Annotated in this window: 12 protein-coding genes; 7 read left to right on the top strand and 5 right to left on the bottom strand. The window is 69.2% G+C overall.

Annotated elements, in window-relative coordinates; translation table 11 throughout:
- Nucleotides 1–15: 15 nt before the first annotated feature.
- The 5 genes from AC3WOE_RS08820 to AC3WOE_RS08800 form a co-directional block, all read right to left on the bottom strand.
- On the bottom strand, nucleotides 16–2,154 hold the full coding sequence (locus AC3WOE_RS08820; protein ID WP_492689796.1) for a methyl-accepting chemotaxis protein: 2,139 nt from the start codon (nucleotides 2,152–2,154) through the stop codon (nucleotides 16–18).
- An 88-nt stretch (nucleotides 2,155–2,242) separates the two neighbouring features.
- Nucleotides 2,243–2,767 carry a chemotaxis protein CheW gene (locus AC3WOE_RS08815; RefSeq protein ID WP_492689794.1) on the bottom strand — a complete coding sequence of 175 codons (525 nt, stop codon included), beginning with the start codon at nucleotides 2,765–2,767 and terminating at the stop codon, nucleotides 2,243–2,245.
- Between the two features lie 28 nt (nucleotides 2,768–2,795).
- Complete coding sequence (locus AC3WOE_RS08810) at nucleotides 2,796–4,922, bottom strand: chemotaxis protein CheA (RefSeq protein WP_492689793.1); 2,127 nt, start codon at nucleotides 4,920–4,922, stop codon at nucleotides 2,796–2,798.
- A 25-nt stretch (nucleotides 4,923–4,947) separates the two neighbouring features.
- Complete coding sequence (locus tag AC3WOE_RS08805) at nucleotides 4,948–5,313, bottom strand: response regulator (RefSeq protein WP_233371888.1); 366 nt, start codon at nucleotides 5,311–5,313, stop codon at nucleotides 4,948–4,950.
- A 54-nt stretch (nucleotides 5,314–5,367) separates the two neighbouring features.
- On the bottom strand, nucleotides 5,368–5,835 hold the full coding sequence (locus AC3WOE_RS08800) for a hypothetical protein (protein WP_492689791.1): 468 nt from the start codon (nucleotides 5,833–5,835) through the stop codon (nucleotides 5,368–5,370).
- 199 nt (nucleotides 5,836–6,034) lie between these two features.
- Between AC3WOE_RS08800 and AC3WOE_RS08795 the strand changes: the two genes are divergently transcribed.
- From AC3WOE_RS08795 to AC3WOE_RS08765, 7 genes are all read left to right on the top strand, one after another.
- A complete protein-coding gene (locus tag AC3WOE_RS08795; RefSeq protein ID WP_492689790.1) occupies nucleotides 6,035–7,192 on the top strand; it encodes a sensor histidine kinase in 1,158 nt (385 codons plus the stop codon).
- Nucleotides 7,189–7,836, top strand: coding sequence for a response regulator (locus tag AC3WOE_RS08790; protein WP_492689788.1), 648 nt, complete (start codon nucleotides 7,189–7,191; stop codon nucleotides 7,834–7,836). The genes AC3WOE_RS08795 and AC3WOE_RS08790 overlap by 4 nt, the downstream gene beginning before the upstream one ends.
- Nucleotides 7,805–9,112, top strand: a complete 1,308-nt coding sequence (locus tag AC3WOE_RS08785; RefSeq protein ID WP_492689786.1) for a diguanylate cyclase domain-containing protein — start codon at nucleotides 7,805–7,807, stop codon at nucleotides 9,110–9,112. The genes AC3WOE_RS08790 and AC3WOE_RS08785 overlap by 32 nt, the downstream gene beginning before the upstream one ends.
- Nucleotides 9,057–11,066: a TonB-dependent receptor plug domain-containing protein gene (locus AC3WOE_RS08780; protein ID WP_492689784.1), complete on the top strand. Its 2,010-nt coding sequence runs from the start codon at nucleotides 9,057–9,059 to the stop codon at nucleotides 11,064–11,066. The genes AC3WOE_RS08785 and AC3WOE_RS08780 overlap by 56 nt, the downstream gene beginning before the upstream one ends.
- Complete coding sequence (locus AC3WOE_RS08775) at nucleotides 11,063–11,584, top strand: YfiR family protein (protein ID WP_492689783.1); 522 nt, start codon at nucleotides 11,063–11,065, stop codon at nucleotides 11,582–11,584. Before AC3WOE_RS08780 ends, AC3WOE_RS08775 begins: the two co-directional genes overlap by 4 nt.
- 156 nt (nucleotides 11,585–11,740) lie before the next feature.
- Nucleotides 11,741–12,961, top strand: coding sequence for an efflux RND transporter periplasmic adaptor subunit (locus AC3WOE_RS08770; RefSeq protein WP_492689781.1), 1,221 nt, complete (start codon nucleotides 11,741–11,743; stop codon nucleotides 12,959–12,961).
- Nucleotides 12,958–13,650: an ABC transporter ATP-binding protein gene (locus AC3WOE_RS08765; RefSeq protein WP_492689780.1), complete on the top strand. Its 693-nt coding sequence runs from the start codon at nucleotides 12,958–12,960 to the stop codon at nucleotides 13,648–13,650. Before AC3WOE_RS08770 ends, AC3WOE_RS08765 begins: the two co-directional genes overlap by 4 nt.
- Nucleotides 13,651–13,675: the final 25 nt, after the last annotated feature.

Genomic DNA, 13,675 nt, shown 5'->3' with positions numbered 1-13,675 from the left:
CATCAGGGCGTCAGCTCAGAAGGTTTCCCAGTCGCCTTCCTCGCTCGCCGGTGCCGGCGCCGGGGCAGGGCGGGGTGCGGCGACGGGAGCTGCGGGCTTGACGGCAGGCTTGGGAGCAGCGGCCTTGGGCGCCGCAGCCTTGGGAGCGGCTGCCTTGGCGGGTGCCTGGGCCTTGGCCGGCGCTGGCGCCGGCTTGTGGACCGGCGCCGGCGCGCTGGCGCGGCGCTGCGGCTCGCTGCCGGCCACGCGGAACACCGCCACGGCTTCGACCAGGCGCTGCGCCTGTTCCTTCAGGCTCTCGGCGGCGGCCGCGGATTCCTCGACCAGGGCAGCGTTCTGCTGCGTCATCTGGTCCAGCTGCACGACCGAGGTGTTGACCGAGGCGATGCCTTCGCTCTGCTCGGTGGCGGCGGAGCTGATCTCGCCGATGATGTCCTGCACGCGCTGCACGCTGGAGACGATCTCGCCCATGGTCGTGCCGGCCGTCTGCACCAGGCGGGCGCCGTTCTCGACGCGTTCGACGCTGTTGCCGATCAGGGCCTTGATCTGCTTGGCCGCTTCGGCGCTGCGGCCGGCCAGCGATCGCACCTCGCCAGCCACCACGGCAAAGCCGCGGCCCTGCTCGCCGGCACGCGCGGCTTCCACCGCGGCGTTCAGGGCCAGGATATTGGTCTGGAAGGCGATGCCATCGATGGTGCCGATGATGTCGCTGATCTTCTTGCTGGCGGCGTTGATCTCGTCCATGGTCGTGACGACCTGGCCGACCACTTCGCCGCCGCGGGTTGCGGCCGACACGGCGGAATGCACGAGCTGGTTGGCCGTGCGGGCCGAATCGGCCGTCTGGCGCACCGTGCCGGTCAGCTCGCTCATGGACGAAGCCGCGTTCTGCAGATTGCTGGCCGTCTGCTCGGTGCGCTGGCTGAGGTCGAGGTTGCCGGTGGCGATCTCGGTGCTGGCCGTGCCGATGCTGTCGACCGAATTGCGCACCGTGCCGATGGTGGAGGCCAGGCGCTGGCGCATGCTCTCGGTGTCCTGGATCAGCGAACCGATCTCGTCGTTGCGGCTGCTGCTGACCGACTGGCTGAGGTCGCCGTCCGCGATGGCGCCCACGGCCTTCTGCAGCGAGGCCAGGGGCTGGGCGACCCAGCGGCGCATCATCCACATCAGGCCGAAGCCCAGGCCCACGGTGGTGAGCGCCAGCGCGCCCCAGAAGAACCACAGCGTGGAGCGGCCGGCGGCCGAGGCCTCGCCGCGCGAGACCTGGGCGATGACCCAGTAGCCGGTCTTCTCGCTCTTGCGCGCGATGGCGAAGTTGTCAGAGAGGCCGTTGCCCAGCACGTCGGGCGCATCGTCGAAGACGACGGCGCTTTCCTTCTGCTCGGCCAGCGTCTTCTCGAAGCCCGGCGCCACGCTGGACAGCAGCTTGCCCTTGGCCGACGGGTGCGCGGCGAACTGGGCCTTGGACGGGTCGCTGGGCACGGCGACGATGTAGGTGCCGCCGTGATCGAAGAACTTGGCGCTGCCTGCCATGCGGTCCATGGCCTGCCCGAAGGCGTCGAGGTCGAAACCGACGAACAGTATGCCCACCACCTTGCCGGCGTCGTTCTTGATGGGCTCGTAGTGCGTCATGTAGGCGCGCCCGAACAGCAGCGCACGGCCCGTGTAGGGCTTGCCGGCCGAGACGTTCGCGTAGGCCGGGTGCTGCTTGCCCAGCAAGGTGCCCATGGCCCGCTCGCCCTTGTCGTTCTTCAGCGAGGTGGTGATGCGCTCGAAGTCATCGCCCTTGAGCGCGAAGACGGTGGCCACGCCGCCGTTGACGGCCGCGAACTTGTCGACCTGGGTGAAGTTGCCGTTGAGCTTGGGGCCCCAGTCACGCAGGTCACCGGTGGCCTCGTCCAGCGTGAAGCTGGGGCCAAAGTCCTGGCGGAAGGAGCCGAAGCTGCTCTGCGCCTGCTTGGCGGCCACTTCGTCCATGGCCTGCATCGCGTCGACGAGGGTGGCGGCCTTGTCGCCCACCCAGGTCTGCACCTGCTGATTGGACGAGCGCTTGAGCAGGGCGCCAACGACGAGGCTGACGACCAGCAGCACCGCGGCGACCGCGACGGCGCCGGTCAGCGAGACCTGGCGGGCAATGGAGTTGATGGGCTGACTCATGCGAATCTCCAGTAGCCAAAGCAATCAAGGCTCCGCCAACCCGCCTCAATGCAGGGGGCGCGAACGGGAATCAGGGCAGGGCGGGCGATCAGGCGGCGATGGCCGCATCCATCAGGCCCATCTCGGCGCTGCTCATCAGGCCTTCGATGTCCATCAGGATCAGCATGCGTTCTGCGACCGAGCCGATACCGGTGATGAAGCTGGTGTCCACCGACGCCGAGCTCAGCTCGGGAGCCGGCTTGATCGCGTCGCGACTCAGTTCCAGCACGTCGGAGACCGAGTCGACGACGGCGCCGACGACGCGGTTCTTCACGTTCAGCACGATGACGACCGTGAAGCTGTTGTACTCGGCGCTGGGGCAGCGCAGCTTCAGGCGCAGGTCGACGATGGGGACGATGACGCCCCGCAGGTTGACGACGCCCTTGATGAAGTCCGGCGCATTCGCGATGCGTGTGGGCTGCTCGTAGGAACGGATCTCCTGAACTTTCAGGATGTCGATGCCGTATTCCTCGGAGCCGAGGCGGAAGGTCAGGTACTCACCGCTCTTGGGGCCGTGGGCCTTGGTGCTGACGGCGCCCTGCTGGCGCAGGGCGGGCACGTTGCTGGCTTCCATGCAGACCTCTCCTAGTTGTGTGATCGGGTTAGTGGCGCGAGCGGCGCACGAGGCTGCCGACGTCCAGGATCAGTGCCACGCGGCCGTCGCCCATGATGGTGGCGCCGGACACGTCGTTGACCTTGCGGTAGTTGGCTTCGAGGTTCTTGACGACGACCTGCTGCTGGCCGAGCAGTTCGTCCACCAGCAGGGCGACGCGGCCGCCTTCGGCTTCCACGACGACCATGATGGAGCTGACGTGCTCGAAGTCGAAGCGCGGCACGTCGAAGACGCGCTCCAGCTCGATGACGGGCATGTACTCGTCGCGCACCTCGACGACGCGGCCGGAGCCCGCCACCGTCTTGATGGTGTCGGACTGCACCTGGAAGGACTCGACGACGGAGGACAGCGGCAGGATGTAGCACTCGTCGCCGACGCCCACGCTCATGCCGTCCATGATGGCCAGCGTCAGCGGCAGGCGCACCGACACCTTCATGCCGTAGCCTTCGGCGGAGTCGATCTCGACCGTGCCGCCCAGCGAGGTGATGTTCTTCTTGACCACGTCCATGCCCACGCCGCGGCCGGACACGTCCGTCACCTGCTCGGCGGTGGAGAAGCCCGGCGCGAAGATCAGGCCCCAGCATTCCGTATCGGTCATGCTGTCCGGCGCGTCGATGCCCTTCTCGCGGGCCTTCTTGATCAGCTTCTCGCGGTTCAGGCCACGGCCGTCGTCGCGCACTTCGATGACGATGCTGCCGCCCTGGTGGGAGGCGACCAGCGTGATGGTGCCCTGCTCGGGCTTGCCGCGCGCAAGGCGGTCTTCCGGCATCTCGATGCCGTGGTCGCAGCTGTTGCGCACCAGGTGGGTCAGCGGGTCGGTGATCTTCTCGACCAGGCTCTTGTCCAGTTCGGTGGCTTCACCCTGGGTGACCAACTCGACCTTCTTGCCCAGCTTGGCGGCCAGGTCGCGCAGCATGCGCGGGAAGCGGTTGAAGACCGTCGACATCGGAATCATCCGGATCGACATGACCGATTCCTGCAGGTCGCGCGTGTTGCGTTCCAGGTCGGCCAGGCCCGAGGTCAGCTGCTGGTAGAGGCCGGGATCGAGCTCGCGGCTGTTCTGGGCCAGCATGGCCTGGGTGATGACGAGCTCGCCGACGAGATTGATGAGCTGGTCGACCTTTTCGATGGAGACCCGCAGCGTCGTCTGGTCCATGGCCGCGGGCTTGCCCTCGGTCTTGGCCGGCGTGGCGGCACGGGTGGGCACGATGGCGGCGGCCGGTGCGGGCGCTGCCAGGGCTGCGGCTTCGACGGCGCTACCGGCAGGCACGCCGGGAGCGTCGTCGAAGAAGCCATAGCCGGGGTCCGAGGACGGCGCTTCGGCCGGCGGCGCACCCGGCGCGCCGTCATAGAAGCCGAAGCCGGTGCCTAGCGGCATCAGCTTGACCTGCTCGCGGGCCACGTGGAAGGTGAAGAGGTCCAGCAGGTCGTTGTCGGTGGAGCTGGTCAGCACCTTGAAACGGCGCATGCCGTCGGAGCTCTGGCCGGCGTCCAGCGGCTCGATGGTGCCGAGGTCGGTGATTTCCTTGAACAGCTCGACCAGGTTGTCTGCCAGCGTCAGGTCGGTCAGCGGGCCGACCTGCAGCTCCAGCAGGCGCGTGCCGGGCTTGACCGCGGCGGCCGGCGCTGCAGCGGCAGGTGCCGGTGCGGCGGCCTTGGGCGCAGGCGCTGCGGCAGCGGGCGCCGGGGCGCCGCCACCTTCCACGAAGCTCTTGATGCTGACCAGCAGGTCGGTCGTGTCGAACACGTCGCCGCCCGAGCCCTGATGGCGGGCCAGCTGGGCGCGCAGCGCGTCGCCGGACTGCAGCAGCACGTCCACCATGGCGGCATTGGGCTGCAGCTCGTGGCGGCGCAGCTTGTCCAGCAGCGTCTCCATCTGGTGGGTCAGCTCGGCGACGTCGCTGAAGCCGAAGGTTGCCGCGCCACCCTTGATGGAGTGGGCGCAGCGGAAGATGGCGTTCAGTTCTTCATCGTCGGCCGCCTCGACATTCACATTGAGCAGCAGCTGCTCCATGTTGTCGAGGTTCTCGCCGGCTTCCTCGAAGAAGACCTGGTAGAACTGGCTGAGATCGATGCCGGCACTGATGCTGGCGCCTTCTGAGGTCATGTCACCCATGGTTGGCTCCCCTGGAACTCTGACTTCAGCGAATGACCTTGCCGATCACCTCGATCAGCTTGGCCGGGTCGAAGGGCTTGACCAGCCAGCCGGTGGCGCCGGCGGCGCGGCCCGCCTGCTTCATCGCGTCGCTGGACTCGGTGGTCAGGATCAGGATGGGCGTGGTCTTGAACTTGGGGTTCTCGCGCAGCTTCTTGGTCAGGCTGATGCCATCCATGCGCGGCATGTTCTGGTCGGTCAGCACCAGGTCGAAATCGCGCTGGCCGGATTTTTCCCAGGCGTCCTGCCCGTCCACCGCTTCCACCACGTTGAAGCCGGCGTTCTTGAGCGTGAAGGCCACCATCTGGCGCATCGAGGCCGAGTCGTCGACAGCAAGGATTGAGTGGGTCATCTGTTTTTCTCCGAGGGGACTTGTTGCCTGGGGGGCTGAGATTGGCGGGGGGATTCAGAAGAGCTCGATGGAACCGGCGTCCATCTCGTCCTGTGTAACGGGGTTGGGCCGCAGCGGCGCGATCTCGACGACGGCGGCGCCGTCCTCGTCGTCCATGCCGAAGGTGTCGCGGGCCAGTTGGTCGGAACAGTTGCGCAGGCGCTGGCTGGTGTGGGCGATCAGCTGGGTTGCCATGTCCTGGAACTGCAGCGCCGTGATGGCACCGGCGATGTCCTGCATGATCTGCTTCAGGCCATCGGAGGCGGCGGTGCCGTCGCTGCCGCTGAGCAGGGACATGGCCTGGTTGGAGGCGCTGTAGAAATGGTTGGACAGGGCTTCACCGGCGTCATCCAGCAGGCGTTGCAGGCGCTCGAGGTCGTTGGTCACCGTCATCAGGTGATCCTGCAGTTCCGCGGCCGCCAGCAGCGGCATGGCTGCCACGGCTCCGTCGAAATCAGCGGCGGTGGAAGGTTCTGTCTGCATCGTGTCTCCGCGAGGGGATGCTGCTTCTTGTCCCAAAGCCCTGTGAATACCCTCAGGGCGAATGCATCATGGCATGTTCACCCCTTTTTCCGCCACTGTCGACCTTGAGATGTCGCGAGAACGAGCCGTATTACCGGTCTGACCCGCGCCGAGTGTGGCGCCGGGCCATATCCCGCAGGCGGCGGCATACTGCGCCCCCATGACGATTTCTGGTGTGGAGCAGGCGCCCCGGGTCCTGCGTGTGCTGCATGTCGAGGACTCCGAACTCGACCATCAACTCATCCTCGCCCAGCTCAACCGGGCCGGGCTGAAGGTCGAGATGCAAAGGCTGGACGCGCTGCCCGCCGTGCTGGCCGCGCTGCCGCTGTCCTGGGACGCCATCATCTCGGACTACAACCTGCCCGGCTTCACCGGCCTGGATGTGCTGGAGGCGTTGAAGGAACGCCAATTGCTCACGCCCTTCATCCTGGTCTCGGGCGAGATCGGCGAGGACACGGCCGTGGGCGCCATGCGCAACGGCGCGTCCGATTACCTGCTGAAGAACAACCTGAACCGCCTGGCGCCGGCCCTGCTGCATGCCATCGACGCGGCCGAGAACGAGAAGGCACGGGTCGCCGCCGACCATGAGCTCGTCAAGTCCAAGCAGCGCCTGCACCAGCTGGCCGGCCACCTGCAGACCAGCGTCGAGATGGAGCGGGCGGCGATCGCACGCGAGATCCACGACGACGTCGGCGGGTCGCTGACGGCCGTGAAGTTCGACCTCGCCTGGATCGACCGCCACGCCCAGGAGCCCGAAGTGCGCCAGCGTGTCGCCGCGGCGCTGGAGACCGTCAATGCCGCCATCGAGGCCAGCCAGCGCATCATGCACAACCTGCGCCCCGCCATCCTGGAACAGGGCCTGGTCGCGGCCTTGCAGTGGATGACGGCCCGCTTCGAGCGCCGCACCGGCATCGAGGCCGGCCTGCGCATCGGCGAGGAGAGGCTGGAGCTGCCGTCGGGCGTGCCGCTGGTGGCCTACCGCACCGCTCAGGAGGCCCTCACCAATGTGTCCAAGCATGCGCTGGCGACGCGGGTCGACATCGACCTCAGCCAGGACTCCGGCGTGCTGACGCTGGAGATCCGCGACAACGGCCGCGGCATGGGCGCCAATGACCTCGCCAAGGAGCGCAGCTTCGGCATCCGCGGCCTGCACGAGCGCGCCGCGACGGTGGGCGGCTGGGTCGACCTGTCCAGCCCGCCGGGCGGCGGCACCAGCCTCATCCTGACCGTGCCGCTGGCCCAGGACGCCATCGACGCGCTGGACGACGCCACCGACTTCGGCAAGGATGACGGCAACTCCATCTGGGGCCGCGCATGATCCGCGTCATCCTCTGCGACGACCATGGCCTGATCCGCCGCGGCATCCGCGACACCCTGGCCGATGCCCAGGACATCGAGGTCGTCGGCGAGGCCGGCGACTACACCGAGCTGCGCGGCCTGCTGCACACCCTGGGCAAGGACAACCCCTGCGACGTGCTGGTGCTGGACATCAACATGCCGGGCCGCTCGGGCCTGGACGTGCTGCATGTGCTGAAGGACGAGGGCAACCCGGTGCGCACGCTGATCGTCTCCATGTACCCCGAGGACCAGTACGCCATCCGCGCGCTGAAGGCCGGGGCCTATGGCTACGTCAACAAGGGTGGTGACCCGGCCACCCTGGTGCAGGCCGTGCGCACCGTGGCCCAGGGCCGCAAGTACGTGACGCCCGAGATCGCGCAGATGCTGGTCGAGAGCCTGACCGCGCCCGTTACCGAGCAGGCCCACCACAAGCTGTCCGACCGCGAGCTGCAGACCCTGGTCATGATCGCCTCGGGCAAGCGCCTGTCCGACATCGCCGAGGAGCTGATGCTCAGCCCCAAGACCGTCAGCGTCTACCGAGCCCGCGTGCTGGAGAAACTGGGCCTGAGCAACAACTCGGAACTGACGGTCTATGCCATCCGCAACGGACTCGTCGCCAGCTGAGGGCCCGCGCCCGCGCCGCCGTCCGTCGCTGGTCAGGCGGCTGACGCGGCTCAGCGTTGTCGTCATGGGCGCGGCCATGCTGATGAGTTCCCTGGCCCTGTCGGCCTGGGTGCACCACAGCCTGCGCGAAGCCCAGATCCGCAGTGCCGAGCAATCGGCCCAGCTGCTGGCCGAAAACGTCGCGCCGGCCCTGGCCTTCCATGACGACCGCGCCACGCGCGACGCCCTGGTCGCCTTCAGCCGCCGCGAGGGTCTGGAGAGCCTGGTGGTGCGCCAGCCCGGCGGCGAGGTCTTCGTGAGCTGGCCCGAGGCAGCCGCCTCGGCCGCCTGGAGCGACGCGCCCCTGCGGGTCGACTGGCAGGGCCTGCGCCTGGTCGTGCCGGTGCAGCTGCATGGCGAGCGCATCGGCAACCTGGCATGGGCCGAGTCCTTCGAGGCCCTCAATGCGACGCTGCTGCGCCTGGCTGCGGGAGCCGGCCTGGTGCTGGCCCTGTCCCTGCTCGGCGCCGGCCTGCTGCTGCGCTGGACGCAGCGCCGCGCCCTGGCGCCGCTGATCGCGCTGTCGCGGCTGGCGGAACGCGTCGCCACCAGCCAGGACTACAGCCTGCGCGCCCCGGTGCGCGAGAACGACGAGGTCGGGCGCCTCGCCGAGCGCTTCAACGGCATGCTCAGGCGCATCGAGGTCTGGCACGAGGACATGAACGAGCAGCTGGCGCAGGAACAGCAGACCGGCCGTGCCATGCAGCAGCTGGCCCACCGCGACACGCTGACCGGCCTGCCCAACCGCCTGGCCTTCGAGCTGACGCTGGAGCGCCTCTTCGTCGACCTGCACCATCCCCAACATGCCGGCGGCCAACGCCTGGCCCTGCTCTTCATCGACCTGGACAACTTCAAGCTCGTCAACGACAGCCTGGGCCATGCGGCGGGCGACGGCGTGCTGGTCGAGGTCAGCCGGCGCATGGGCAGCGTGCTGCGCGCCAGTGACACCCTGTTCCGCCTCGGTGGCGACGAATTCGCGCTGCTGGTGGCCGACGTGGCGGAGGCGGAATCCGTCGAGCAGCTGGCGGGCCGGCTGATCGCCAGCGTGCGCGAACCCCTGGTCGTCCAGGGCCAGGTCCAGCCCGTCGGGGCCACCGTGGGCCTGGCTTTCGTGCCTGATGACGCAACCGACCCCGAGTCCTTGCTGTGCGCGGCCGATGCCGCCATGTACGCTGCCAAGCATGCCGGCAAGAACACTTACCGCAGGGCGAGCCGCGCGCCTTCTGCGGGCCCTTGAACTCAGCGCCCTGCTGCTGCTGGGCGCCCCCGCCCTGGCGCAGACGGGCGAACTTCCCTCACTCGAAGACCTGTTGCGCACCGAGCGCCGCGGCGCCGCGGCCGACGTCTCGGTCAGCACCGCCTCGCGCCAGGCCCAGAGCGCCGACCTCGCGCCGGCCGTCACCCATGTCGTCAGCCGCCAGGACATCGAGCGCCTGGGCCTGCGCAGCATCGCCGACGTGCTGCGCCGCATGCCCGGCCTGGAGGTGCGCGAGGACAACGAGTTCACCCGTGTCGCCGTGCGCGGCGTGGCGCCGGGCGACTTCAACGGCCGCGTGCTCTTCCTGCTCGACGGCCTGCGGCTGAACGACAACCTCTACGACGGCGGCCCGATCAACCGCGAGTTCTACGTCGACGTCAGCCTCATCGAGCGCGTCGAGTTCACGCCCGGGCCGGGCTCGGCCCTGTACGGCGGCAACGCGCTGCTGGGCGTTGTCAACATCGTCACCCAGCGCGCCGACACCCTGGCCGGCCCCCAGGCCCATGTGGTGCTGTCGCCGCGCGGCCAGGTCAGCACGCGGCTGAGCTATGCCCAGCGCCTGGACAGCGGCGCCGAATGGCTGGCCGCCTTCAGCAGCGACGAGGAGCCCCACACCCCGCTGATGTTCGGCGAGCCGCAGGAATACCGGGCCCAGCTGGAGCCGCTGGAATGGGACCGCGCGCGGCGCTGGCTGCTCGGCGGCCGGGCCGGCGGCCTGTCGCTGCGGGTCGGCGGCGTGCAGCGCGAACGTGGCCTCTACAGCTTCCTGCCCAAGTCGGGCGACATCACCGGCAGCGTCAACTCCCTGCGCGAGCAGTTCGCCCAAGCCGGCTGGGACGGTCGCGCCGCCGACTGGGACCTGCACCTGGGCCTGGCCTGGCAGCAGTCGCGCTACCGCTCCGAGCAGGCCGACGACAGCGAGGCCGACTTGCGCACCAGCCGCTTCGAGGCCCTGGGGCGCTGGTGGCTGGCCGAACTGCGCCTGGCGCGCGCCTGGGGCGGCCCCGGCGGCGACAGCCACACCACCAGCTTCGGCATGGACTGGCAGCGCGATGCCATCCAGCGCTTTCGCTTCGTCTACCTCGGCGAGGCGCCCGGCGACGAGAACTTCGCGTCCCAGCGCCTGGGCTTCTATGTGCAGGACGAATGGCGGCTGGCCGAGCGCCAGCGCCTGGTGCTGGGCCTGCGTCAGGACGGCGTGCATGGCGGCGACTCGAGCTGGAATCCGCGCGCGGCCTGGGTCTGGTCGCCGGCACCGGGACAGAGCCTGAAGCTGATGTGGGGCACGGCCTTCCGGGCGCCCAACCGTTTCGAGCAGGCCCTCAACCTGGGCGCCGGTGCCGAAGCCCCGCGGCCGGAGCGGCTGCGCACCACCGAACTGGCCTGGCAGGGCCCCCTGGCGCCCCTGTCCGGCAGCGGCTGGGGCACCTGGACCTGGCAGGCCTCGCTGTTCACGAGTCATCTCGTCAACTTCATCGAGCGCGGCGATGCCAAGCCCTTCGCCAACATGCCGGTGGCGCATTCGCGCGGCGCCGAGCTGGGCCTGGACGGCCATTGGGGCGAGGGCTGGCAGCTGCAACTCAGCTTGATGGGCCAGCGCAACCGGGCCGCCGACGGCAGCCACCAGGCCTACAGCCCCAGCCAGACCTTGAAATGGATGCTGCAGATGCCCGTGGCCGGGCCGACGCTGCGCCTGTCCCTCAGCGGTTGGGCGACCAAGTCGCGCTTCGGTGACGAGCGCCTGCCCGGCTATGCCCAGACCCGGGCTCATCTGCTGTGGCAACCCAGCCGGCGCTGGGACTTCTTCATCGGTGCCGACAATGTCGGCGGCCGGGCCTATGCCGAGTCCAGCGGCACAGGCTACAGCGCGCCCGTGCAGCGCCAGGGCACGCGCTGGCAGACCGGCCTGACCTGGCGCGGAGACGCGCCTTGAGATCCTCGCGGCTCTGGCCGCTGGTGCTGGCCGCGGCAACCGCCTTGGTCCGGGCCGACAGCCTGGACGAGGACAGGCTGCGCGCCGCCTTCGTGCTGCGCCTGACCCAGTACACCCAATGGCCGGCCCCGGTGGCCGACAGCCCGACGCTGTCGCTGTGCGCGGCCGGCCTGCAGCCCGCCGGGCTGGAGGCGGTGCGGGCCCTGGCCAGCCGCCCGGTGGGCACGGCCCAGTTGAAGGTGAGGGCGCTGAGCGAGCCCCGCGATGCGGCGCGCGACTGCCAGGTGCTGCTGCTCGGCCATGCCGACGCGGCCACGCTGCGCCACTGGATCGCCGCGGTGGCCGATGCGCCCGTCCTCGTCATTGCCACCAGCCCCGAGGCCATGCGGGCGGGCGTCTGCATCGCCCTCATCAGCGAGCCCCAGGGCATGGCGTTTGCCGTCAACCATGGCGAGTCCCGCAAACGCGGCCTCAGCCTGGCGGCGCCGGTGCTGAAACTGGCCCGGGAAGTCCGTTAGTCTCAAGCGGCCACCGTTCATCCCCGCTGGCTGTCGATTCGCCAGCGCCGGTCGCCGTTCATCGAAAGCCCTGTCGACTGTCAGCGCTGTCTGTGCACAATCCGCCCCGATTCACCTGCAGGCGACAACTTTCGGGAGCGCGTCATCGATACCGGATTGCTGAAGGAACTGCGCATCGACGGTGCGCACCGCGAGGACCACGAGGGCGGCGGACCGCCGAAGTGGGTTTGGGGCCTGGGGGCCGCTGTCGTCGTGCTGGCCTTGGGCGGCGGCGCGGCCTGGTGGTTCCTGGCGGGCAACAAGCCCGTTGCCGTGCAGACGGCCAGCGTGCGCGCCAACGGCCAGGGGCCGGCCGCCGACGCCGTGCTGCAGGCCACGGGCTATGTGACGGCGCGCCGCATGGCCACCGTTTCGGCCCAGATCACCGGCACCCTGACCGAGGTCCTCATCGATGAGGGCTTCAAGGTCAAGAAGGGCCAGATCCTGGCCCGGCTGGACGACACCGGGCTAAAGGCCGGCCTGGCGGCCGCCGAGGCCCAGGTCCGCACCGCCGAAGCCAACCAGGGCCAGCTGCGCGCCCAGCTCGACCAGGCCCGGGCCGACGAGAAGCGTCAGGCCGAGCTGAACGCCAGCGGCATGACGACGCGCCAGTCCCGCGAACAGGCTGCCACGGCGGTGAAGACCGTCAGCGCCCAGCTGGAAGCGTCGCAGCGCCAGATCGAGGCCGCCCAGGCCCAGGCCCGCCAGGCGCGCGTCAACTTCGACTACGCCGTCGTGCGCGCACCGTTCGACGGCGTCGTCACGGCGCGCGCGGCCCAGGTCGGCGAGATCATCTCGCCGCTGTCCGCCGGCGGCGGCTTCACCCGCACCGGCGTGGGCACCATCGTCGACATGGACTCGCTGGAAGTGAACGTCGACGTCAACGAGGCCTATATCGCCCAGGTCAAGGCCGACATGCCCTGCGAGGCCGTGCTCGACGCCTACCCCGACTGGAAGATCCCGGCCCATGTCGTCGCCGTCATCCCCAGCGCCGACCGCGGCAAGGCCACCGTCAAGGTGCGCGTGGCGATGGAGAAGAAGGACGACCGCGTCGTGCCCGACATGGGCGTGCGCGTCAGCTTTCTGGCCACCAAGCCCAAGGCCGAAGCGGCGCCCGTGCCCGGCGTGCTGCTGCCGCCGGACGCGCTGGCCCAGCGCAATGGCGCCGATGTCGTCTTCGTCGTGCAGGAAAACCGCGTCGAGCAGCGAGCCGTCAAGCTCGGTGGCGACGTCGGCAAGTTCAAGCTCGTCACCTCGGGCCTGAAGGCGGGTGAGACCGTCGTCGTGTCGCCCCCGGCCGAGCTGAAGCAGGGTTCAACCATCGCAAGCAAGGAATGAGCATGAGCGCTTTGATCGAAGTCCGCGATCTGTCCAAGGTCTACACCCGCGGCAAGCAGAAGGTCGAGGTGCTGCACAGCATCAACCTCGATGTGCAACAGGGCGACTTCCTGGCGCTGATGGGCCCGTCGGGTTCCGGCAAGACGACGCTGCTCAACCTCATGGGCGGCCTGGACGCGCCCACGGGCGGCGCCATCAGCGTGGGCGGCGAGCGCATCGACAAGCTCTCCGGCGCGGCCCTGGCCAAATGGCGCGCCTCGCGGGTCGGTTTCGTCTTCCAGTTCTACAACCTGATGCCCACGCTGTCGGCGCAGAAGAACGTCGAGCTGCCGCTGCTGCTGACCAAGCTGTCGGCGGGCGAGCGCAGGAAACGGGCGGCCATCGCGCTGCAGCTCGTCGGCCTGGCCGACCGCGCCTCGCACAAGCCCACCGAGCTGTCGGGCGGCCAGCAGCAGCGCGTCTCCATCGCCCGGGCCATCGTGTCCGACCCGACGCTGCTGGTCTGCGACGAACCCACCGGCGACCTGGACCGCCAGTCCGCCGAGGACGTGCTGACCCTGCTGCAGGCGCTCAACCGCGAGCATGGCAAAACCATCGTCATGGTCACCCACGACCCGCGCGCCGCCGCCCGGGCCAGCCACACCCTGCATCTGGACAAGGGCACGCTGGTGACCGAAGCCACCGCGTAAGGAGAGCAAATGATGCCCCCACGCT

This window comes from Roseateles sp. FW305-36 (assembly GCF_058787015.1).
Note: the sequence above shows the minus strand (reverse complement) of the source record. Positions and strands in the feature narration are given on the sequence as shown.